This is a genomic window from Methylocella silvestris BL2, assembly GCF_000021745.1.
Lineage (GTDB): Bacteria > Pseudomonadota > Alphaproteobacteria > Rhizobiales > Beijerinckiaceae > Methylocapsa > Methylocapsa silvestris.
The window spans coordinates 252,304-273,273 of sequence record NC_011666.1; the positions used below are offsets into that span (position 1 = coordinate 252,304).

Below are 20,970 nucleotides of genomic sequence, written 5' to 3' on the forward strand. Positions count from 1 at the left end.
TCGAGCATCGAGACGTGAAGATTTTATGACGGACGGCCGCCCCCCCGCGATCCTCGGCGACTGGTGGCGCCCCGGCGCGATCTACCAGATCTATCCGCGCTCCTTCCAGGATTCGGGCGGCGACGGCATTGGCGATCTCGAAGGGATCCGGCGCCGTCTCGATTATCTCGTCGGCCTTGGCGTCGACGCGATCTGGATTTCGCCGTTCTATCCCTCGCCGATGCATGACTTCGGCTATGACGTCTCCAATTATTGCGACGTCGATCCGATTTTCGGCTCCCTTCGCGATTTCGATCTTCTTCTGGCGGACGCGCATCGGAGCGGCCTCAAGATCGTCCTGGATTTCGTGCCGAACCACACCTCGATCGAGCATGAATGGTTCGCTGCAAGCCGACAAAGGCGGGACGACAAGAGCGACTGGTATATCTGGCGCGACGGCGCGCCCTCCGGCGGCCCGCCCAACAATTGGCGCAGCCATTTTGGCGGCCCGGCCTGGAGTTTCGATTCCGCGCGCGGCCAATATTATTATCACGCCTTTTTGCCGCAGCAGCCCGACCTCAACTGGCGCAATCCCAAGGTCAAGGCGGCGATGTTCGACGTGCTGCGGTTCTGGCTGCGGCGCGGCGTCGACGGTTTTCGCGTCGACGTCATTTCGCAGCTCATGAAGGATGAAGCGCTGCGCGACAATCCGGCAAATCCCGGTTGGACGCCGCTCCGGCCGCAGATCGAGGAGCTGCTTCAGCTCTATTCCGGCGATCAGGATGATATTCATCCTTTGATTGCGGAGATGCGCGGCGTTCTCGCCGAATTTGGCGATCCTTTGCTGATCGGCGAGATCTATCTGCCGATGGAGCGCCTTGTCGCTTATTACGGCGCGGCGCTTTCCGGCGCGCATCTGCCGTTCAATTTTCAGCTTCTCGAAACCCCCTGGCAGGCTGAATCGCTTGGCGCGATGATCGCCTCCTACGAGGCCCTTTTGCCGGAGGGCGCGTGGCCGAACTGGGTCCTCAGCAACCACGATCGGCCGCGTGTGGCGACGCGCGTTGGCGACGCGCAGGCGCGCGTCGCGACGATGCTGCTCCTGACCCTGCGCGGCACGCCGACGCTGTATTATGGGGATGAGCTCGGGATCGGCCATGTCGACATTTCGCCGCCCCGCATCCGCGACCCCTGGGCCCTGCGCGAACCCTCGCTCGCGGTGGGGCGCGATCCGGTGCGCACGCCCATGCAATGGGACGACAGCGCCAACGCCGGCTTCTCGACGCATGAGCCATGGCTGCCGCTGACGCCGGACTGGCCAGAGCGGAACGTCGAGCGCTTCGAGGCGGAGCCCGCATCGCTGCTTCATCTGACGCGCCGCCTGCTCCACTACCGCCGCGATCATCGCACGCTGTCGCTCGGCTCATGGCGCCTGCTGGCGAGCAGCAATGAACTGCTCGCCTATGAACGCCGCTCCGGGCAAGAGACGACAATCGTCGTGCTCAATCTCGGCGGCGCGTCGCAGCTTTGGCGGCTCGATCCCGCGGGCTCGTCGTTTTGCGTGGCGATTTCGACTTATTGTGACCGGGCGGGCGAACGCGTCGATCAAGTGCTGCGCCTGCGGCCGGATGAGGGCGTTGTGCTCGCGGTGTTGGGCTGAGCGCGCATCCGATGTTCAATGCGCCGGTAACCCTCCGACGCCAAGAAAGCTTTCGACGCGCTTGATTGCGTCCGCGCGCGCCGCGGCGTTGGTTCCCGTATGCGCGCTGCCGCCGCCGGAGGCGGTGTAGGCGAGCCCGTCGACGACATGCACCGCAAGGCCGGGATGGTCGAAGTCATGATAGGCGTCGGGATACACCACGGTCTCGACGTTATCGCCTTGCGCTTTTGCCTGCGCCGCGAGATCGACGCAGGGCGCCGGCGGGGTCCAGTCGTCCGCTCCGCCAATCAGGATCAGGAGCGGCATGCGCGTTTTCCAGCGGCCCGTTTCGAGCGGCGTGCGGCAGCCGGGATAAAAAGCCACGGCGCGCGCGAAGTCGACGCCATCGGCGCCGTGCTTCGGCTGGACCGCATACAGCGTCGAGGAGCCACCGTTCGACCAGCCGATGAGGAATATCGAGCGCGGATCGACGTCCGGCCGGCCGGCGAGAAAGCGCAAGGCGTCCTCGGCGTCGGCGACCCGCTCGCGGCTGGCCCGCGCCTCGCGGTTGCTCTCCTTGCATTGCGGCCCAAGCCCGCGAGAGGCGAAACTATCCGGAAACAACACAACAAAACCAGCCGCTGCGAGGCGCTGGCCCCAGTCGGCGTGGCGCGCGCTCGGCGCGCCGCTTTTGTCGGTCAATCCCGCGCATCCATGCAAGGCGACGATGGCGGGATGCGCTCCGGCGCCTCCCGGCGCATAGAGCCAGCCCTGGAGCGCGCCGTCGCCGCCGGGGAAGGAGATCTGTTCCGGCGCGCCCGCCTGGGCGGAGATCGCGCCGAGAAGAGAGACGCCGACGGCGGCGGCGGGCAAGACCTTCATGCGCATGGGCTTAGCTTCCCCTCAGAGCAAAACGCCAGGCCGCCACTCCATTTGGCTTTCCCTGAGCTGTCTGTGAGAAAGCGCACAGAGCGGCGCGGCGCAAAAAATCGCGGCTCACACTCAGGGCGTGAGCAAAAACGGCGGCGGCTTGCCGTCGAGATAGGCGAGGATGTTTTTCACCGTGTCGCCGTAAAAAACGCGATACATGTCTTTGGAGACGTAACCGATATGCGGCGTCGCCAGCACATTCGGAAGCGTCCGGAACGGATGGTCCTGCGGCAAGGGCTCGCAATCGAAGACATCGATTGCGGCGCCGGCGATTTGTCCTTCGCGCAGCGCCTCGATCAACGCCGACTCGTCGACGATCGGCCCGCGCGAGCTGTTGACGAGGCGCGCCGTCGGCTTCATCAGGGCCAGTTCCTGCGCGCCGACAAGACCTCTTGTGCGGCCGCTGAGAACGAGATGGATCGAGAGGATATCGGAGTGTTCGAACAGCTCGGTTTTTGAGACCAGCGTCGCGCCCGCCGCGGCCGCGCGTTCAGGCGTCAAATTCTGACTCCAGGCGATGATCGTCATGCCGAACGCGAGGCCGAGCCGGGCCATCTCCGCGCCAATATTGCCAAGGCCCATCACGCCCAATGTCGCGCCGCGCAGCGAGCCGCCCAGCGAGCGCTGCCAGCCGCCCGCGCGCAGCGAGGCGTTTTCGGATGCGATATTGCGAACGCTCGCCAAAATGAGCGAGAAGGCGAATTCGATGGTCGGCGTCGAGGAATAGCCGGTGTGCGCGACGACGATCCCCCGCTCGGCCGCCGCAGTGAGGTCGATCGAGGCGTTGCGGCGCCCCGTGGTGACGATCAGCTTCAGCCGCGGCAGGCGTTCGAGCAGGGCGCGGGGCAGGGGCGTTCGTTCACGCATCACGCAGAGGATGTCGAAAGGCGCGAGCCGTAAGGCGACGGCCTCGGGGTCGGCGAGATGATCGTTGAAGACGGTGATGGCGGCGCGTTCCTCGACGCGCGTCCAGTTGGCCATCTTCAATGCGACATTCTGATAATCGTCGAGAATGGCGATGGCCGGCGGCGGCTCGGTCGTATTCATGTCGAAGATCATCCTTTCGCGTTTGGCGTCGGCGCGCCCTTATATCGCCGCAACCAGACAGGCGCGGCGACGACTTTAGCGCCGTCCGCCCCCGCCGCCGAAGCCGCCTCCGGGATTGCCTCCGCCCGGGTTGCCGCCTGGCCCGCCGAAGCCTCCATCGCCGCCAAATCCGCCCGGACCCTGGCCGCCAAACCCGCCCGGGCCTTGACCGCCAAAGCCCCCCGGACCGCCGAACCCGCCGGGGGAGGACGGCGCGGAGCCTGGCAGCGCAGGGCCGCCGGATGGGGCTCCCGCGGAAGAGCCCTTGGCGGGAACGCCACGACCCGCATCTGGACTGAGGCCCGGACCCGCGCCGCGCCCGCCGCTCTGCGAATGCGGTTCGAACGAGCCGCCGCGCGGCGAGGGCGAAGTCTCGCGTGATCCCGGCGCCGAACCGCCGTCGCCCGGTATTCCATTCGGACGACCCGAAGGCATGCCGCCATGATCGATGCGAACCGAATGGAGGCGCCAGTCCGCGCCATCGCGCGCGGTCGTCAATATCGCGCGCACCGGCCGGCCGAGCGGCAGGGCGTCGTCGTCGCCATGGACCGGCAGGCCGGAGCCGAGGCGAAGCCCGTCGCGGGTTCGTTCGACATAGGCTTCCACCGAGAGCTTCTGGACGCCGCCGAGCAGCGCGCTTTCGTTTCGGCCTTCCGTCACATGAAAGGCGCCGCCGCTCAAGGCGCCGCGCAGCACCGCGCGCTGTCCGACCAGAGTGGGATCAAGATGGGCGAGCTTCAGTCCGCCGATGGCCGGCGTTCCGTCGGCGGCGACGTCGATTGGACCTGCGACCTGCTGCAGGTCTGACGCGCGCGGCTCGATGAGGCTGGCGGCGATGACGCCGTCAGGACGCCGCAGGCCGCTCACCGCAATATGATCTCCGACCTTCCATGCGCGACGCGCGGTCTTTGGCAGGCCGGATAGCGCGACTTTTTGGCCGAGAACGGTCAGGTTCCTGGCGTCGGCGGATTCGATGCGGCCGACGGCCTCGCTGGTCACATTGATGCGGCGGGTCGACAATTGTCCGCCAACATCGAGCGCGACGATCCGAACGACATGGCCGATCTTGAGCTGGCTGGCCCTCGCCGTCTCGCCGTCGATCCGAACGACCGCGTCCTTTGGGTAGGCGATGCGCAGATCATTGACGATGATGCTGCCGAATTTTCGAATGGTGCCGATCACGCCCGTGCCGCCAATGCCGCGATCGCTCTCTTTTTCGTCGGGCGTAAAGCTCGCGCCTGTGCCGCCGATGCCTTGATCGCGCGGCTCGGCGATGGCGCGGGCGGCTAATCCGGCGCAGCTGGGCAGCGTCGCCATCAAGGCGAAAAAATCCCTGCGGCTGAAGAGCGGCGATCGGCTCACGACGGCGTCTTTCCCGGCGGTTTGGTTGTATTTGTTTTTGTTGTTTCCACCGGTTCCGGCTGACTTGCGGCTGCCGGATTTTCCTCGCGGTAGACGTAGATCCCCATGATCCAGCGATGATCGCCGCCGGGATCGGTTTCGCACGCCTTGTGAGCCTGTCGATTGGCTTCCTGCAGGGCGCCTGCAGCGATGTCGCGCGAGCTTTTTTCGAGGGTCTCGGCAAGCGATTCGGACAGGCCGTCGTAATGCACGGCGCGCTCGAAAAAGCGCGGTCCCTCGAGCACATTGGCCACCGCGGCCGCGACATGATCGTGCAGATTGCGGCCGAGATAATAAAGCTGCTCATCCGCGCCGCGCTGCGGCACGAAGGCGCCCTCGGCGAGGACGACGCATCCATCGGCGTCGATGGCGACGATTTTTCGGTCGAGCCATTCGTCGAGCACCGCGCGGGGCCGTACGTCCCGCGTGACGGAGGCGACCAGCGTTTCGAAAGACGGCGCCGCGCCTTGGTCCGAAAGGCGGGCGAGGGGCCGCGGGCGTCCCCCGGCGTCGGTAAATTCGGGCGCCGCGAGCCAGCGCGCAATGATGGCGCTCGTGCGTGAGACCGAGGCCGGCGTCGTCGAGATCGGCGCGCCGGCGCCCCTGAGGCGGCGGACCTCCTTGCGGTGAATGCCCGTCAGCAGGCTGACCCGGCTGTCGGTCTGCTCCTTGTCCGGCAGCGCGAAATCATATTCGGCGACGTTGACATAAAGCTCGCGCAGGAGATCGACCACGCCGGGAAATGTCATCCCGCTCCGGATGAACAGCCGCACGAGCGGTCGCAGCAGGCGGGCGATCGGCGACTGCAGCCGCTCGGGGCTGGGAGGGGGAAGGTTGGGGGCGTCCATCGTCGCAGATATGGCGGAAAGCGACGTGGGACACAATCCCACAAAACGCTTGACGTGGGAAAATTACCCACTAAATTATGCGTGTGACATTTTCCCACTTAGTAGGAGCCGACATGTTTGGCGCTCTATTCGCTTCTGCCCGCAAGAGAAAAATGCGGCGGCTGCTCGCCGGGCGCGCGCAATCTCGCGCCTGCGGCAGGGCGGTCCCCTCTCCGCATGGGCAGGCGCTTTGCCGCGCGCTTGCCTTCGCCGCCGCTTGCGCGAGCCTGATCCTGCCTTTGGCAGTCGCCTCCCGGCATGGCGAGGCGCAGTTGCAAATCGCCCGCGCGTGGCCGCTCGAGATCTCCGCCACATCGCCCTATGGGGCGATCCTGCTCGACCGTCCGGCCGCCCGCGCGCCCTAAGCCCCCGAAGCCCATTGTTGGATTTGCCGATGCGATGACGCGCAGACGCGGCCGATCGCCTTTTTCAAGGACACGCCCATGTTCGCTGAATTTCTGCAAAGTTCTCCCGAGCGCGAGACACCCGCGAAGGGGCGCGACGCGTCGCCCGCGCCATCCGGTCTTCTGCGCAAGATCCTGTCGAACTGGCTCGCCAAGAGGGCGGTTCGCCATAAAGCGCCGGCCCCGGCGCCGCGAGAGCGCGCCGTCGAAGAAGATGCGCCGCCGCGCATCATCATCGATCTCACCGATGTGGTCTGCCACGCGATCTGGCATGACGCCTGCGCGGGCATTCCCCGCGTGCAGCTCGAAATCGCCCGCGCCCTTCTCGCCCGCAACCCTGTGGCGCAAGCGCTCGGCTGGCATCGCAACAAATGGAGCGATCTTGGCCCGCTGATCCTTGCCGCCGACGGCGACGTCGATCGGATCTTCGCTCTGCTGAAAGAGACTTTTTGCGACATCCGCTGGAACGCCAAGGGAGCCCTGTTGCTGCTCCGCCGGCGCCGCCGCAATCTCAATATCGAGCGCTACGCCGAGGCGCCCGACCTGCGGCCGCAGGATGCGCTGTTCATCGGCGGCGCCTTCTGGCTCAATCGGGAGATCGTCAATCTGTGCAAGGACGCCGCCGGCAAAGGCGCCAATCTCATCGTCCTGTTTCACGATCTCATTCCCTTGGCGATGCCCTCGTTCACCGGCCATGATTTCGCGCGCGAATATCGCGAAATGCTGAGCCTCCCCGCCCATTTCGTCGTGACGACCGAGCAAACCCGCAGCGAGCTCAAGCGGGCGCGCCGGCGCATCGACGGCTGGGGCGGACGCATTTCGTCCTCGGTGACGCCGCTCGCCGACGAGTTTCCGGGATCGGCGCGTAACGAGACTGCGGGCGCCGCCCCGCCGCGCCTCGCCGCCCTCGCCGTGCAAGGGTTTGCGCTTTGCGTCGGCACGATCGAGATCCGCAAGAATCATTTTCTCCTGATGACGGCCTGGGAAGAGCTTGCGGCCGAGCGCGGCGGCGACATGCCGAAGCTCGTTATCGCCGGGCGGCGCGGCTGGAAGGCGCAGGCGACCTTGAACCGCATCGACGCGCTCGAGCCGGACGGAGCGATCTGCTTTATCGAGGCGCCAAGCGATGATGAATTGCGCTGGCTCTACGCCGCCTGCAGCTTCACTGTCTTCCCGAGCCTGTTCGAGGGCTGGGGTCTGCCGGTCGGCGAGAGTTTCTGGTTCGGCAAGCCATGCGCGGCGTCAAACGCCCAATCGATCGGCCCGGTGGCGCGCGATCTTTGCGCCGCCTTCTCGCCGCATCATCTCGACGACATGAAAAGCGCAATCCGGCGCCTTCTCGACGCCGACCAGCGCGCCGCGTTTCAACGCAGGATCGAGGCGGCGCCCTTGCGCCAATGGTCGGAGTTCGCAGCCGAGATCGAGGCGCTCATCGCCGAGCGGCGGCCGATGAGCGATCCTCTGCTGTTGCGGGAAAGCGAAGACAGCCCCGCCGCCAAGGCGGCGTGAGCGGAGCGGGCGCGTGCCGAACTTAAGCGAATTTCGATCTCATAAAGGCTCCAGCCGCCGCAAGAGCGCGGCGCCCGGCGGCCACTCGATCGGCCCAAAGCGGCCAGGCGTGGATCATGTCGGGCCAGATTTCGAGGCTGGCGGCGACATCCGCCGCGCCGGCCTTTCCCGTGATGCGCACCGCGTCGTCGAGCAGGGTTTCCGCCGAGCCGACCTGCGTCAGGATCGGCGGCAGGCCGCGAAGATCGGCGTGGAGCGGCGAGACCAGCGGATTGCGCGGATCGGCGCCGGCGAGATAGGCCTCGGCCAGCTCTTGGAGATAGGCCTTGTGGATCAGCGGATCGATCGCCGCCTTTGTCTCGATGCTCGCGCCTGTCATTTCAAGATCGACCCAGGGCGATATGAGCCAGGCGCAGGCGGGCAGGGCGCGGCCTTCCTCACGCAAGGAGATCATGAGAGCGAGTGACAGGCCGCCGCCCGCGCTGTCGCCGCCGACAGCGATTCGCGAGGGCGCATAGCCGCGATCGAGCAGCAACCCATAGGCGGCCTTTGCATCCTCGAGCGCGGCCGGAAACGGATGTTCGGGCGCGAGCCGGTAGCCGACTGCAAGCGTGCGCGCGCCGGCCGCGCGTCCGGCCTCCGTCGCCATGCCCCTATGGCTCTTGATCGAGCCTGAGCAATAGCCGCCGCCGTGGAAAAACAAGAGCACGCGCGAGGGGTCGCTCGTCGGCGCGAGGGACCATTCGAGCGGGACGCTATTTAAGGTTTCCGTTTCGAGCGCGATGTCCGGGGCGGCCGGATGTCCGGCGACGGCTTCGATCCGCTCCCGGCGCTCGGCGAGGCCGACCGGACGCGGCTTCGAGCCAAGCAGGGCGCGCACGGCGTCAATCTCAAAATCGGACATGTCGCCTCCCGCAGCGGCGGCCTCATCGGAGGCGGCCCTTTCGCTTTGGCGTGATCATGCCATAAACTGAGCCGCAGCGGCAGGCGATCTGACGCGGCGGTTTTGGAGGCGAAAGATTCCGTGAAGCGATGGATGCGATTCGCTTTGATCGTCGGCGTGATCGCAGCCGTTTTCCTCGCCTATGAGGTCGTCACGAGCTATGTCGCCTATACCGCCGACGCTTTCGTGCAATCGGACCTTGTCGCGGTGGCGCCCGAGATCACCGGCCGCATCGTCGCCGTCCATATCGTCGACAATCAGACCGTGAAGACGGGCGATCTCCTCGTCGAAATCGATCCTGTCCCTTTCAAGCTCGACGTCGATCAGCGGCAGGCGCTCGCCGAAGAGGCGCGGGCGCAGGTTCAAATCGACAAGGACCGGATCGCTGCGGCGAATGACGCCGTCACAAGCGCAACATCCGCGCTGGCTCTTGCGCGGCTGACGCAACAGCGCGCATCGACGCTGATGAGCGCGGCGGACGTCTCGCAGGCGGCAGTGGACAGAGCCAATGACGCCTTGAGCCGCGCCGAGGCCAACGCGGCGTCGGCGCAATCCGACGTCGCCGCAACGCTTTCCACCGCCGCGATGCATCAGGCCTCGCTGCGTAAGGCCGAGGCGGATCTGGCGATCGCGCAATGGCGGCTCGACCGCACCAAGATCGTCGCGCCGCTCGACGGCGCCATCAACAATCTCACGGTGCGAGTCGGCGATACGGGGACCGTCAACGTGCCTCTGATCGGCATCGTCGCCGCCACCGGCTGGCGGATCATCGCCAACTACAAGCAGGATTATATTCGTAATTTCACCCTTGGCGCGAACGCCTGGGTGTGGCTCGATTCGGAGCCCTGGCGCTTTCATCGCGCGCGCATAAAAGGCATTGCGCGCGGCATCAGCCGCGAAGAGGGGACGCAGAAGCTGATGCCTTATGTCGCCCCGACGACGGACTGGATCCGCCTGCAACGGCGCTTTCCTGTGACCCTTACGCTCGTCGATCCGCCGGAGACGCTCTACATGGGCGCCGACGCGCGCGTGGTGATTTTCCCATGAGCGGGATCGGCGCCGCCATCCGGGCCGAGGGCGAGGCCTTAGGTTCGATCTTCAGCGAGCTCGCCGCCGATCTCAGAGAGGCGAGCCTCTTTGGCCCGCGGGCGCGGTTTTGCGCCGCTTCCGCTCTCTCCGTCGGATTGGCGACAGTCGTCGCGCTCGCCATGCACGTCGACGACGTATGGTGGGCGGCGATCAGCGCCTTCATGTGCAGTCAGGCGACCCTGCCGGCGTCCCTGACAAAAGGGGTCTTGCGTATGATCGGCACCATCGCAGGCGCCATCGCCGCCCTCATGCTCGCGTCCTGGCTCTCCTATGACTGGGTGGCCTGTTGTCTTTTTCTGTTTATGTCGACCTTCATCGGCACGCTCGGCTTTCAGCTCAGCCCGCATGCCTACGCCTGGCTGCTTGGCTCGATCACGTTTAATTTCATTATCCTGTTGGCGCTGTCCTCGCCGCAGGACACATTCTATTTTTCGATCTATCGCATCATGGAAGTCGCCATCGGCGTGGCGTCGGCGCTGCTGATTGCGGTCCTCCTTGCGCCCAAGGAGGGCGGAGCGATGCTTCCCGCCGCCGGATGGGGCAGCTTTCTCGACGACGCTCAAACCATGGCGCGGCTGCATGCGCTTCGCGCGGCGTTCACCGTCATGCTCATTCCGATCGTTTGGAGCTACGCCGAACTGCCAAGCCTCGCGCAGATGGCAATTACGATCAGCGCCGTGATGGCCGTGCCGGCGCCGACGGCCGCGACGCCTGACCCCGGCCTCATGATGGTCCGTCGTGCGCTTCACCGACTGCTCGGCTGCTTTATGGGTGGGATCATTGCGCTTGTCTGCCTCGCCGCGCCGCTGACCAATTTCCTCGTCTGGCTCGCAACGCTGATGGGCGGCGTCTGGATCGGCTGCCACCTTCAGGCCACCCCGCGCAAGATTGGCTATGTCGGCACCCAGGGAGCCATCGTCTTCATCATGACGCTGGTGCAGGGATTTGGGCCGCCGACCAGCATCTGGCCGGCCGTCGAACGCCTCGGCGGCGTCAGTTTCGGCCTGCTGATCCTGCTTCTAGTGTCGATCGTCTTCGAGATCCTGGTTCCCGAGACGACGCCCGCGCGCCTCGCCGTCGATTAGACTTTGTCGCCGCCATGCTCTCATTATGAAAGCGATGCGCTGGCAAAGCGTCGCGCGGGCCCCATATTCCGGTCTCGCTTTTGCCGCGGAGCCGGAGAGTTTTCGATGCTGGCGTCGGATGAGGACATTCTTCTTGAGGCGGAACGCTGGGTCAGCGATGGCCGCGCTGTCGCCATCGCCACCGTGGTCGAGACCTGGGGCTCGGCGCCGCGCCCGCCGGGAAGTCATCTGATCATCGACGCGGCCGGGGAATTTCTAGGTTCGGTGTCCGGCGGCTGCGTCGAAGGCGAGGTCATCGCGCAGGCGCAGGAGGCGATCGGCTCGGGCCACTGTCGCCTGCTCGAATTCGGCGTCGCCGACGAGACAGCCTGGAAGGTCGGCCTCTCCTGCGGCGGCCGCATCAGCGTCTTCCTGCGCCCGCTCGCGCCCGCCATCATCGCCGAAATCAACCGCGCCCGCGCATCGCGAAAAAGCTGCGCTCTGGTGAGCGGGCTCAGCTCCGGGGAAGAGCGTGTGGCTGAGGCGGCCTCCATGGCGGGCGATCCGCTGGCGGCCGAGCTTGGGGCGCGATTTGCGGCGCGCGCGAGCGGCCTCGTCGCGGGACGGCAGGAGCCGACGTTTCTTTCTGTATTCACGCCGCCGCCGCGCATCATCGCCATCGGCGCCGTCCATATTTCGCAGGCGCTGGCGCCTATGGCCAAGGTCGCGGGCTTCGAGACAATTATCGTCGATCCGCGCACCGCCTTTGCCAGCAGCGCGCGCTTTTCCGGCGCGCGTCTTGTTGCGGATTGGCCGGGCGAGGCGCTGAAGGCTCTCGCGCTCGACGCCGCCACGGCGGTGGCGCTGCTGACCCATGAGCCGCGCATCGACGACGAAGCGGCGCGCGCCGCGCTCAGCTCGGACTGCTTCTACATTGGCGCGCTCGGATCGCGCAAAACCCATGCGCGGCGGCTGGAGCGGCTGCGCGCCGCCGGTTTCTGCGAGAGCGCGCTGGCCCGCATCCATGCGCCGATCGGCCTCGACATCGGCGCAAGTAGTCCCGCCGAAATCGCCGTCGCAATCCTCGGCGAGATCATCGAGGATCTGCGTCGCGAGCAAAGGTCCGGCTCGTCCGGAAAGGCCGCATGAGATTTGGCCCCGTCGCCATAGACAAGGCGCAGGGCGGCGTGCTCGCTCACGCGATCAGCCGGCCGGGCCTCAATCTCCGGAAAGGCGAGCGCATCGGCGCGGAACATATCGCCGCGCTGCGCGAAGCGGGGGTCGCGGAGATTGTGGTGGCGATCGCGGAGGACGGCGACGTCGAAGAGAACCCGGCGGCGCAAAGTGTCGCCGCTTTTCTGGCCGGAGCGCATCTCGAACTGGAGACGGCCTTTACCGGACGCTGCAATCTGATCGCCGGCCGCAGCGGCGTGCTGCTCGTCGACGCTGAGGCGATCGATCGGATCAACGCCGTCGATGAAAGCGTGACAGTGGCGACGCTTTGCCCCATGAGCCGCATCGCGGCGGGCGAGACGGCGGCGACGGTGAAGATCATTCCCTTCGCACTTCCAAGAACGACGCTCGAGCGCGCGATGTCGGGAGCCGGCGAAAAACCGTTGCGCATCGCGCCTTTTCTGCCGCTGCGGATCGGCGTCGTCTCGACGCTTCTGCCGGGTTTGAAACCCTCCATCTTAGACAAGACGCTGCGGACCCTCGAAGCGCGTCTTGACGGGACAGGCGCGGGCCTTGCGGTTGAGGAGCGGGCGCAGCATGAAACGGGCGCGCTGGCGCGGGCGCTGAAGCGCGTCGCGCCGGCCTGCGATCTCATCATCATATTCGGCGCCAGCGCCATCGCCGATCGGCGCGACGTCATTCCGGCGGCGATCGAGCTCTGCGGCGGCCTCGTTTCGCATTTCGGCATGCCGGTCGATCCGGGAAATCTGCTGCTCATTGGCGCGTTGCCGGGCTTTCCGCAAAAGCCGGTGATCGGCGCGCCGGGCTGCGCGCGCTCGCCGAAGGAGAACGGCTTCGATATGGTGCTGTGCCGCCTGCTCGCGGGCCTCGACGTCGGCGCCGCCGATATCAGGCGTATGGGCGTCGGCGGCCTGCTGAGCGAAATCAAGACGCGGCCGCAGCCGCGCCGGCCCGCGCATGATTGAGATTGCAGCCATCATATTGGCGGCGGGCCGATCGCGCCGTTTTTCGCAAAACGATCATGACGACACAAAGCTTGTCGCCGAGCTTTTCGGGCGCCCCCTCGTGCGTCGCGTCGCCGAGGCTGCGCTTGCCTCGCGCGCGCGGCCGGTCATCATCGTCACCGGGCATCAAAGCGAGGCGGTCGAGGCGGCGCTGCAAGGCTTGCCGCTCGCGTTCACGCATAATCCGTACTACGCTTCGGGCCTTGCAAGCTCGCTGAAGCAGGGGCTTTCCGCCGTTCCCGGCAGCGCCGCTGGAGCGCTTGTCCTGTTGGGCGATATGCCGCTCGTTTCCGCCACGCTGATCGATCGCCTGATCGCCGCCTTCGAGTTGCGCTCCGGCGCTTCGGACAGGCCACCGCGCGCGGCTGTCCCGGTGCGTGACGGGTCGCGCGGCAATCCGGCGCTGATCGGCCGCGAGCTGTTTCCAGCATTGTCCCTGCTGGAAGGCGATCGCGGCGCGAGGGCGTTGATCGAGGCCGCGGGCGACCGTCTGGTCGAATGCCCGGTCGACGATGATTTTTCCCTCATCGACATCGATACGCGGGACGCGTTGGAGCGCGTCGCCGCGCGGATTTAACGAACAGGCCGCGCTTCGGCGAGCGGCGCGAAAACAAATGTGTTTTTGGCGGCGTTCCAGTCGAGCGGCCGCGAACAGAATTTCCAACTGCTGAAGGGCAGTTTCGCCGCGTTCTTCTGCCCGCAGTCGAGCGCTGCGACGTCAATATAGAGTCGCGGTTTCGGACCGCTTTCGTCGATATTCACGCCATAGACGGTGTTGTCATAGGCTTTGACGGCGGTGTTGTTCGGGCCGCCGACAAAGACCGCCACCGCGGCGCCGCTTTGACCTGCCGAAAGCGCGGAAGCGGCGCCGCCGCATTCATAGGCGCTGACGTCGACGACATAATCGACGACGGCGTCTCCGGTCAGATCGGCGAATTTCACAAGGTTCGACGATTTCCCCGGCGCGCCGCCGGCTTCCTTGCAGGAGTTGTTCAGCTCGACGATATAGCGCCGAAGCTCAAGCGGCAGACTATTGGGCGAGCGCGCGGCGGCAGACTGCTGCGCGGCAAGCGCTCCAACAATTCCTAAGATCAGATAAAGCGCCCGTCTCAAATCCCCGCCCCCCGCGTCAATTGCGACTGAAGGAACCACGTTATTTGACCGAAAGCTTTACGGCAATCCGCTCGCAACGCCGCGCTGCGTCATCCTCAGCCCTTGTTGTCTTGTTCAAGCACCGCCGTATGATATTTGCGTTCGATGTCGGCGAGATCGACCGTGGGTTCTGGAAATTTCATATCCAGCGCCTTCAGCGCCTCCACCGTGATCTGCATCAGAGCGGCGTCGCGAAACCATTTGCGGTCAGCCGGAACCACATACCATGGCGCGCTGGGCAGGCTCGTGGCGGCAAGCGCTTCTTCATAGGCGCTCATGTAATCGGCCCAGAAGAGCCGTTCGGTATAGTCGGACTCTTCGATCTTCCAATTGCTCTCGGGATCGCGCAGGCGCTTCTTGAAACGTGCGAGTTGTTCCTCCTTGCTGATATGGAGAAAGAACTTGAGAATCACGACGCCGTTTTGCGCGAGCAGCGCTTCGAAATTGCGGATCTGCTCGAGGCGTAGATCGGCGGCTTGATCGTCGAGCCGCCGATGCGCCCGATTGACCAGAAAATCCTCATAATGCGAGCGGTTGAAGATCGCGATCGATCCGCGTGCAGGCGCGTGCGGATGCACGCGCCACAGGAAATCATGCGCCATTTCCTCGAGCGTCGGCACTTTAAAGCTCGTGGCGATGACGCCGAGCGGATGAAAGGCGGTGAAGGCGCGCCTGATCGACCCATCCTTTCCGGCCGCGTCCATCCCCTGAAGCACGATCAGCAGGCCGTGCTTCTTCTCGGCGTAGAGCAGGCGCTGCAGATGGGTCAGCTGTTCGCCCGCTGCGGCAAGGGCGGCTTCGCCCTCCGCCTTGGAGTCGAGGCCTGGAGAGGAGTCGGGATCCTGATCCTTCAGCCGAAAGCGTTGACCCTGATCAACGAAGAACAATTTGCGATAGTCCATCTTTACCTCTGACGCCTTGGAGCGGACTGACATCATGCTCCAAACTTCTGGAATCGATCATGTTTATGATTTTGGACCGAATTAGTCCGAAATTAGAAAATTGATCCAGCCGGTTGATGATCTGCGGCAGCCGCAAAAAATTTGATCAAATGCGTCTAGCTTGGCGCCGCTCTCCGTGCGCAGATGTCGCCGTCGCGGTGGGTCAAAAGCGGGAATCGCGCCGGTGAACTCTGTTTATTCTGGCCGCCCAGCGTGCGCGTTCCGCCGTGGCCGTCAACTCATTTCCGCTTTGCTGCTGACGTTCGCGGCGCTGTCGGCCGTCTCCCCCGGCGCCGTTGCGCGAGCGCCGGATTGCGGCGCCCCGGGCGATGGCGGCGCGCTTTGCACAGGGCGCGCGGCGAGCGCCTTGCCGCCGGGACCGGCCGACCCCGCAGGCAGCCTCTCCCGCGCCAGCGTATCGGTCGCGGCGGACGATTCCGTTCTTCTCACAGTCGAGACGCCGGGACGGTTTTCCCTGCGCGCGCAAAGCGCATCGGGCGTCGCCCTGCAACTCGTCGATATGATGACCGGCCCCGGCGCGGTCGCCGGGAAAGCCGGCGCCGAAGATGGGCGCCTCGACGTTCTGCTCGATCGCGGCGTCTACAAGCTCCGTAGCTTTGGCGCCAAGGGCGCGAATGGCGAAGCCAAACTCATCCTCACCCCCTTTCGCACGGCGGCGTCGGTTTCGGGCGAATTGTTGCGCAATGGCGCTCTCAGCGCCACGCTAAGCGATCTCGAGCAGCGCTCCTATTGGATCCTCGTCAGCGGCGGGGAACGCATATCTGTGGAGGTAGCCGGCCGCGCCCTGAAGGATCTGCGGCTGTGGCGCAACGGCGCCGATCTCGTCGATCTCGCCCCCGTCACGACGCAGGCGGAGCCGCAGCCCGGCCATCCGATCACACGGATACGGCTCGAAGGCGACGTTGAGCCGGGGCTTTATCTCGCCACAGCCTATGGCGGTCCGCCAGCTGTCTGGGCGGACCTCTCGACGGACAATCCGCTGCAAATGCGGGCCGGTCCGCCGCGGAGCCTTGCCGGCGGCTGGTTCGAGGGCGTGATCGGCGCATCGGGCTCGACGCGCTTCAAGATCCCGCCGCCTGCGACTTATGTCCGGCTCGAACTGCCGGAACCCGCGCCGGCTCGGCTCAGCGTCGCGCGGGCCAGCGCCGCGCCGCAGACGGCGGCGATTCTGAAAACCAGCCGCGAGCCGGTCGCTTCCGTCACCGCGCCTCTGCAAGGCAATGAGCCGGCCATCGCCGAAGTGACCGGATTTGAAGGCCAGCGCTTTGCGCTACGCGCGCTCGCGCCGGCCGACAATTTGAAGATCGACGGGACGGGGCCGCATCTGATTTCGGTCGACGTCGCCGGGGAGGGCGGCGACGAGGCGCCCGCGACCGTTCTGCTGGCGCGTTTCGCCAAGGGCAAAGGCGCCGTTGTCGTTTCAAAAGCGCTGCGCGTGGCGCCGGGAGAGGCCTGGCGCGGCCGCTTCAATCTCCGCGGGCCGACGAGCCTGATCTTTGAGATATCGGGTTCCGGGCCGGTTGCGCTACGCACGCAGGGGCCCGGCGCGACGGCGACCCTTGAGCCTTTGCTCGGCGCCAATGCGCCGCGCGCGGACGGCGCCGCGCCGCGAGCATGGGACGTTGAGGCCGGCTTCTACATTTTGAAGCTCGAGCCCATTCGCGGCGCCGCTGGCGTGATCGACCTCACTTTCGGCCAGCCCGGCCTCACGCCGCCCGTTGCGGTCTTGCCGAAACGCAATTCGATCGACTTCGGCCTGCGCGAGATCGATAAGGGCGCCGCCTTCCAGATCTTCGCCAATAGCGCCCCGAACCTGATGCTTGGTCCGGTCGCGCGAAAACTCCCCGCCGATCTCTCCGCCGCGCCGCTGGTCATCGAGCAAAAGGCGGCGCAGCTCGAACAACCGCGGCCTGCGCCAGACGCTGCGCCGGCCGCGCCTCTCCCGCCGCCCCGTCCGCCTCAGCCTCAGCCTCAGCCTCAGCCTCTCTCGCCGCCGAAGTCGCCGGACAAAAAGACGCCCGCGGCGGCCGGTCAGACGGCGCCCAAACCAGCGCAAAAAGCCGAAACCAAACCTGTAGCCAAATCCGCGCCGCCGAAAGCGCAGGCCGAGGCGGCGCCCGGCGCGCTGCTCGTTCCGTTGCGCGCGCCGGCAGGCGGCGCGATCGCGGCGGCTGACGTTTCCGGCAAGCCGATCGGCGTGACCTTCCTGAACGAGGTCGCGGACAACAATGGCCGCACGCTTGTCGCGGCGATCGCCTCGGCTGACCACGACCGGCAGGTCATCCTCGCATGGTCGAAACGCGAGCCGCTTGCGCCCGTCCCGGCGATTCCGACAGTGTCCGCCTTGCCCGTCCTAGCGCCGGGCGAACCGCGCTTTCTCGATCTTGGGCGCGAAGAAACGCGCGAATTCAATCTCGATGTCGCGGAGGGGGGCCTCTACCGCGTCGAGACCCTTGGCCGGCTCAAGACCTCGGCTGTGATCGGAACCTCATTCAAACCGTCGATCGACAGCGCCTCCGACAATGGAGCGGGCCACAATGCTTTGTTGCAGACCTATTTGCGCGCCGGCCGCTACCGGATCGCCATAAGGGCTCTCGGCTCGGAAGGTCGGCTCGGCGTCGTCGCAAGACGCGCCGTATTGAAAGAGGCGGGAACGCTTGCGCCCGAACAAAGCGCCAAAGCGGCGCTGACCAATGGCGCCGGAGCCCTCTTCGATGTCGTCGCGCCGCAAGCCGCGCCCTACAGGATCGACCTTTATTCGCTGGGCGTGGATTTTTCGGCGCGTCTCGAAGACGCCGATGGCTGGCCGCTGACGCCGCCCGGCCCGATGTCGCAGCTCCGCCAGACCCTCGAAAAAGGGCGCTACCGGCTCGTCGTGCCCCCGGTCGAAAGCGACGCCCGCGTCGTCGCGCGGCTGCGCGACATTCGCGAGCCCGAGCCCCTCGCGGGCCATGGGCCGCATCCGCTCGCTTTCGAGGCGCCGGCAAAATTGCAATGGCGTGAGCCGGCGGACTCCGGCGCGCCGCGCGACCCCGACCGATGGACCTTTGCGCTCGCGGGAGCCGCGCAAATCACGCTGAACGTTAGCGACGGCATGAGCGCCGAACTGATCAAATCCGGGGCCGAGGGAGCGCCATTGGCGCGCTTTTCGGCCTCGCATGGTTTTGCCGGCGAGCTTGCGGCGGGCGACTATGTCGTCGAGGCCCGCGCCATTGGGCGCAACGACCGCCTCGATTACACGCTGGCCCTCGCCTCAGTCGAGCTTCAGCCTGGCGCGCCGCGCAGCGCCGATCTGCCGGCGACCCTGCCCTTCACGCTCGCCGAAGAGCGAATCGTCAATCTGACGAGCTTTGCCTCGAAGGAGCTGACCGGCGTGCTGAAGGATGCGGAAGGGCGAACGATCGAGCGGCTCGCGGGCGGCGTGGACGATTGGAGCCTAAGCCTCGCGCGCCGCCTGCCGGCCGGCGCCTATCGGCTCGAACTTGCGGCGGCGGACGGCGCCGCCGCGTCTCCCGACGACGCAAGCCAGTCCGACGCCGACAATTCAAGCGAGGAGTCGACGGACGAGGATTCCAGCAGCGATCATTCATCTGAACCCGAGGCCGCATCGTCCGACGCTCAGGATACGGCGGCCGGCGACGCCGCGTCCGAAGGCGATGCCGCCGAGCCCGCGCCATCTTCCAAAAACGCCGTCGAACTGCGGCTCTCGCTGCCGGAAGCCGTCAAAGGGCCGGACCTCGACCTTGATGGCGTGCAGCACATCTCGGGTTTTGGCGCGCAGCAATTGGCGCTTCCGCCCGTTAGCGCCGGTGCGCTTCTCGTCGTCGCGGCGGAAGCCTCCTCCGATAGCGTGCTGTCGCTCGAACGGCGGGATCCGGGCGGCGCCTGGCGCGCGCTTGGGCAGGATCGCGGCCGCGCGCCTGTCGTCGCCATTCCCTCCGACGGCGACGAAAGCCGTCCGCTGCGCGTCACGCTGTGGCCGCTCGATGGCGAAGCCGCCATGACTGTGGCGGCGCGGGCGGTCGATCCGCGCGAAAGCCTGCGCGCGGCGGAGCTGCGGCCGCTTGCCATCGAGGGGATGTCGCAGCCTGTCCTTGTTGCGGCGGCAGGCGCTCCGTCAAAAAGCCTCGTCCGCCTCGCGGGCGCCCCAGATGGGCTGCGGCAGGGCTCGGCGCCGGGACGCATGCTGACCGAGGCTGGCGACAGCGTGCTTGCGCCGCAGTCGGAGCGCCTGTGGTTTGTGAAGCGCGGCGGCGCTGGCGCCCTGGACGTCGCGCCCTTGCCGTCGAACCTTCACGAAATCGAGCTTGATCTGGCGGCCGGCGATGTCGCGACCCTGACGCAGCCAAAGGCGGGCGAGGGGACCCTCCGCGTCTGGCGCGCCCGCTCGACCTTCGGCCAGCCGGGGCTTTCGGCCGGCAAGGGCATGGGCGTTTCGCCCTCCGGGCCGGTCGGCGAAGCGCTCGCGCTCAACGGCGGCGAGCCGCTTCGCGTCTGGAACGCCGGCGGCGACGCCGGCTTACGCGTCAGTCTGAAGGCCTTCGATCTCACGGCGCAGCCGATGGCCGCCGAGACGGATCGCTACGCGGCGACGCTTCCTGTAGGCGTCGTGCAAATGGTCGCGCTCCCCGCCGGCGCCAAGGAGATCGAGGTCAATCTCGGGCCGGGCGCAGGCGCGGTGCTGAACGGCGGCTTTGCGCCGGCGACGATCTTTGGCGGCGACAGCGCGCTGTCGCGCCGGCTCACGGGCGTCTGGACCCGCATTCTTCTGTTCAACATCGGCTCAGCGCCCGCACCGGCGTCTTTCGCATCGGCGCCCGCCCCGAACGACAAGCCGCTCGCCGCCGGCGGAATCATGAAGCGCTTCTTCGGCGCGGCGGGATCGTCCGCGCTACGCGTCGAGGCCGCGGCGGGGGATCGTCTCGTCACAGCAGGCGCCCGCGCAACCTTTGTTGGCGACGCAGGCGCTGTTCTGCGCGGCGGCTCTTTGATCCTGCCGGGTCCGGGCGAAGCGATCCTCGATCATGACGCCGGCCTCGTCGCCGCCTGGGTCGAAAACGCCGGTCAATCGCCCTGGCCACGCAGCGAGCCGCAGATGGTTGCGCCGCCGCAAAGCGTCGCGCTCGCCGGTCAGGCGATGAAGCTGCGCTTCGCCGTTCCGGCGCCGGGGCTCGTGGTCGCGCGCTCCGACGCGCCGGTCATTCTCGCCCTCTCGCACAATGGCGTTTTGGGCGAGCCGACGCTGTTTCCGGCCGGAGCCGAGTTCCGCGCCTATGCGCCGGCGGGAGACGCCGAACTCAATCTCTATTCGCCGCATGACGGGCCGCTGTCCGGCGCGCTCTCCCTCGCGCTGGATCCACTGATTGCGATCAGCGAGGGCGTCGGCGAGGCGCGAACGCTCGGCCCAGGCGACGCCGCGCTGTTCGCCTTCGATCTGCCGCGCGCGGCGACCATCGGCGTCGGCGTGCGCTCCGATCCCGACAGCGCGCGCGTGCGGCTGCTCGACGAGTCCGGCCGCAGCCTGGGCGAGGGCGTTGCGCAGCTCCAGCGCTTGCAGCCTGGCCGCTACATCATCGAGGCGCGCGCGCCGGCCGATGGGGCGACGCTGACCGCGCGGCCCGCGCTCGTCGGCTTGACTCCGCCACCGGACGGACCGCCGCCCGACGTCGCGCAGCATTATCTCGAACTTGTCGGACTAAAGCCGAGCCGCGCGCCATGACGAGGTTC

General features: G+C 66.6%; 14 protein-coding genes and 1 pseudogene. 8 read left to right on the top strand and 7 right to left on the bottom strand.

All coding sequences use genetic code 11. The annotated features are described in order from the left end of the window. Window positions 1-25 precede the first annotated feature (25 nt). Window positions 26-1,639 (top strand): alpha-amylase family glycosyl hydrolase, encoded by a 1,614-nt coding sequence (locus MSIL_RS01165; protein ID WP_012589277.1) that lies wholly within the window; start codon window positions 26-28, stop codon window positions 1,637-1,639. A 15-nt stretch (window positions 1,640-1,654) separates the two neighbouring features. On the opposite strand, the gene MSIL_RS01170 is transcribed toward MSIL_RS01165, so the two are convergent. From MSIL_RS01170 to MSIL_RS01185, 4 genes are all read right to left on the bottom strand, one after another. Next, window positions 1,655-2,506 carry a dienelactone hydrolase family protein gene (locus tag MSIL_RS01170; protein ID WP_012589278.1) on the bottom strand — a complete coding sequence of 284 codons (852 nt, stop codon included), beginning with the start codon at window positions 2,504-2,506 and terminating at the stop codon, window positions 1,655-1,657. Between the two features lie 114 nt (window positions 2,507-2,620). Next, the gene (locus MSIL_RS01175) at window positions 2,621-3,595 is read right to left on the bottom strand and encodes a D-2-hydroxyacid dehydrogenase family protein (protein ID WP_012589279.1); all 975 of its coding nucleotides are present in this window, start codon (window positions 3,593-3,595) and stop codon (window positions 2,621-2,623) included. Between the two features lie 75 nt (window positions 3,596-3,670). Beyond that, a complete protein-coding gene (locus MSIL_RS21560) occupies window positions 3,671-4,996 on the bottom strand; it encodes a DUF5666 domain-containing protein (RefSeq protein WP_012589280.1) in 1,326 nt (441 codons plus the stop codon). Next, window positions 4,993-5,883 (bottom strand): DUF6502 family protein, encoded by an 891-nt coding sequence (locus MSIL_RS01185; protein WP_012589281.1) that lies wholly within the window; start codon window positions 5,881-5,883, stop codon window positions 4,993-4,995. Before MSIL_RS01185 ends, MSIL_RS21560 begins: the two co-directional genes overlap by 4 nt. A 113-nt stretch (window positions 5,884-5,996) precedes the next feature. Here MSIL_RS01185 and MSIL_RS01190 point away from each other — a divergent pair, with 113 nt between their 5' ends. Together MSIL_RS01190 and MSIL_RS19960 are read left to right on the top strand one after the other, a co-directional pair. Next, the gene (locus tag MSIL_RS01190) at window positions 5,997-6,287 is read left to right on the top strand and encodes a hypothetical protein (protein WP_012589282.1); all 291 of its coding nucleotides are present in this window, start codon (window positions 5,997-5,999) and stop codon (window positions 6,285-6,287) included. Between the two features lie 78 nt (window positions 6,288-6,365). Then, on the top strand, window positions 6,366-7,835 hold the full coding sequence (locus tag MSIL_RS19960; protein WP_012589283.1) for a glycosyltransferase family 4 protein: 1,470 nt from the start codon (window positions 6,366-6,368) through the stop codon (window positions 7,833-7,835). 22 nt (window positions 7,836-7,857) lie between these two features. Here MSIL_RS19960 and MSIL_RS01200 read toward each other — a convergent pair whose 3' ends face one another. After that, the gene (locus tag MSIL_RS01200; protein WP_012589284.1) at window positions 7,858-8,739 is read right to left on the bottom strand and encodes an alpha/beta hydrolase; all 882 of its coding nucleotides are present in this window, start codon (window positions 8,737-8,739) and stop codon (window positions 7,858-7,860) included. Between the two features lie 132 nt (window positions 8,740-8,871). Here MSIL_RS01200 and MSIL_RS01205 point away from each other — a divergent pair, with 132 nt between their 5' ends. From MSIL_RS01205 to MSIL_RS22280, 4 genes and pseudogenes are all read left to right on the top strand, one after another. After that, window positions 8,872-9,825: a biotin/lipoyl-binding protein gene (locus tag MSIL_RS01205; protein WP_148212989.1), complete on the top strand. Its 954-nt coding sequence runs from the start codon at window positions 8,872-8,874 to the stop codon at window positions 9,823-9,825. Then, window positions 9,822-10,952 (top strand): FUSC family protein, encoded by a 1,131-nt coding sequence (locus MSIL_RS01210; RefSeq protein WP_012589286.1) that lies wholly within the window; start codon window positions 9,822-9,824, stop codon window positions 10,950-10,952. The genes MSIL_RS01205 and MSIL_RS01210 overlap by 4 nt, the downstream gene beginning before the upstream one ends. Before the next feature lie 105 nt (window positions 10,953-11,057). Then, window positions 11,058-12,080: an XdhC family protein gene (locus MSIL_RS01215; protein WP_012589287.1), complete on the top strand. Its 1,023-nt coding sequence runs from the start codon at window positions 11,058-11,060 to the stop codon at window positions 12,078-12,080. Then, a pseudogene (locus MSIL_RS22280) lies at window positions 12,077-13,706 on the top strand (NTP transferase domain-containing protein). The gene MSIL_RS01215 and the pseudogene MSIL_RS22280 overlap by 4 nt, the downstream one beginning before the upstream one ends. On the opposite strand, the gene MSIL_RS01230 reads toward MSIL_RS22280, so the two are convergent. Then, on the bottom strand, window positions 13,703-14,242 hold the full coding sequence (locus MSIL_RS01230) for a hypothetical protein (protein WP_012589288.1): 540 nt from the start codon (window positions 14,240-14,242) through the stop codon (window positions 13,703-13,705). The pseudogene MSIL_RS22280 and the gene MSIL_RS01230 sit on opposite strands and share 4 nt — an antisense overlap. 95 nt (window positions 14,243-14,337) lie before the next feature. Then, complete coding sequence (locus MSIL_RS01235) at window positions 14,338-15,219, bottom strand: PPK2 family polyphosphate kinase (protein WP_244406193.1); 882 nt, start codon at window positions 15,217-15,219, stop codon at window positions 14,338-14,340. Window positions 15,220-15,472: 253 nt separating this feature from the next. Here MSIL_RS01235 and MSIL_RS01240 point away from each other — a divergent pair, with 253 nt between their 5' ends. Beyond that, window positions 15,473-20,962 (top strand): hypothetical protein, encoded by a 5,490-nt coding sequence (locus MSIL_RS01240; RefSeq protein WP_049768074.1) that lies wholly within the window; start codon window positions 15,473-15,475, stop codon window positions 20,960-20,962. Window positions 20,963-20,970 lie beyond the last annotated feature (8 nt).

Excerpts from the sequence above, each read along its gene's own strand:
- MSIL_RS01190 (WP_012589282.1), top strand. The coding sequence starts at position 5,997 with ATGTTTGGCGCTCTATTCGCTTCTGCCCGCAAGAGAAAAATGCGGCGG.
- MSIL_RS01235 (WP_244406193.1), bottom strand. The coding sequence starts at position 15,219 with ATGATGTCAGTCCGCTCCAAGGCGTCAGAGGTAAAGATGGACTATCGC.
- MSIL_RS01205 (WP_148212989.1), top strand. The coding sequence starts at position 8,872 with ATGCGATTCGCTTTGATCGTCGGCGTGATCGCAGCCGTTTTCCTCGCC.
- MSIL_RS01210 (WP_012589286.1), top strand. The coding sequence starts at position 9,822 with ATGAGCGGGATCGGCGCCGCCATCCGGGCCGAGGGCGAGGCCTTAGGT.
- MSIL_RS01200 (WP_012589284.1), bottom strand. The coding sequence starts at position 8,739 with ATGTCCGATTTTGAGATTGACGCCGTGCGCGCCCTGCTTGGCTCGAAG.
- MSIL_RS01175 (WP_012589279.1), bottom strand. The coding sequence starts at position 3,595 with ATGAATACGACCGAGCCGCCGCCGGCCATCGCCATTCTCGACGATTAT.
- MSIL_RS01185 (WP_012589281.1), bottom strand. The coding sequence starts at position 5,883 with ATGGACGCCCCCAACCTTCCCCCTCCCAGCCCCGAGCGGCTGCAGTCG.
- MSIL_RS01170 (WP_012589278.1), bottom strand. The coding sequence starts at position 2,506 with ATGCGCATGAAGGTCTTGCCCGCCGCCGCCGTCGGCGTCTCTCTTCTC.
- MSIL_RS19960 (WP_012589283.1), top strand. The coding sequence starts at position 6,366 with ATGTTCGCTGAATTTCTGCAAAGTTCTCCCGAGCGCGAGACACCCGCG.
- MSIL_RS01165 (WP_012589277.1), top strand. The coding sequence starts at position 26 with ATGACGGACGGCCGCCCCCCCGCGATCCTCGGCGACTGGTGGCGCCCC.
- MSIL_RS01215 (WP_012589287.1), top strand. The coding sequence starts at position 11,058 with ATGCTGGCGTCGGATGAGGACATTCTTCTTGAGGCGGAACGCTGGGTC.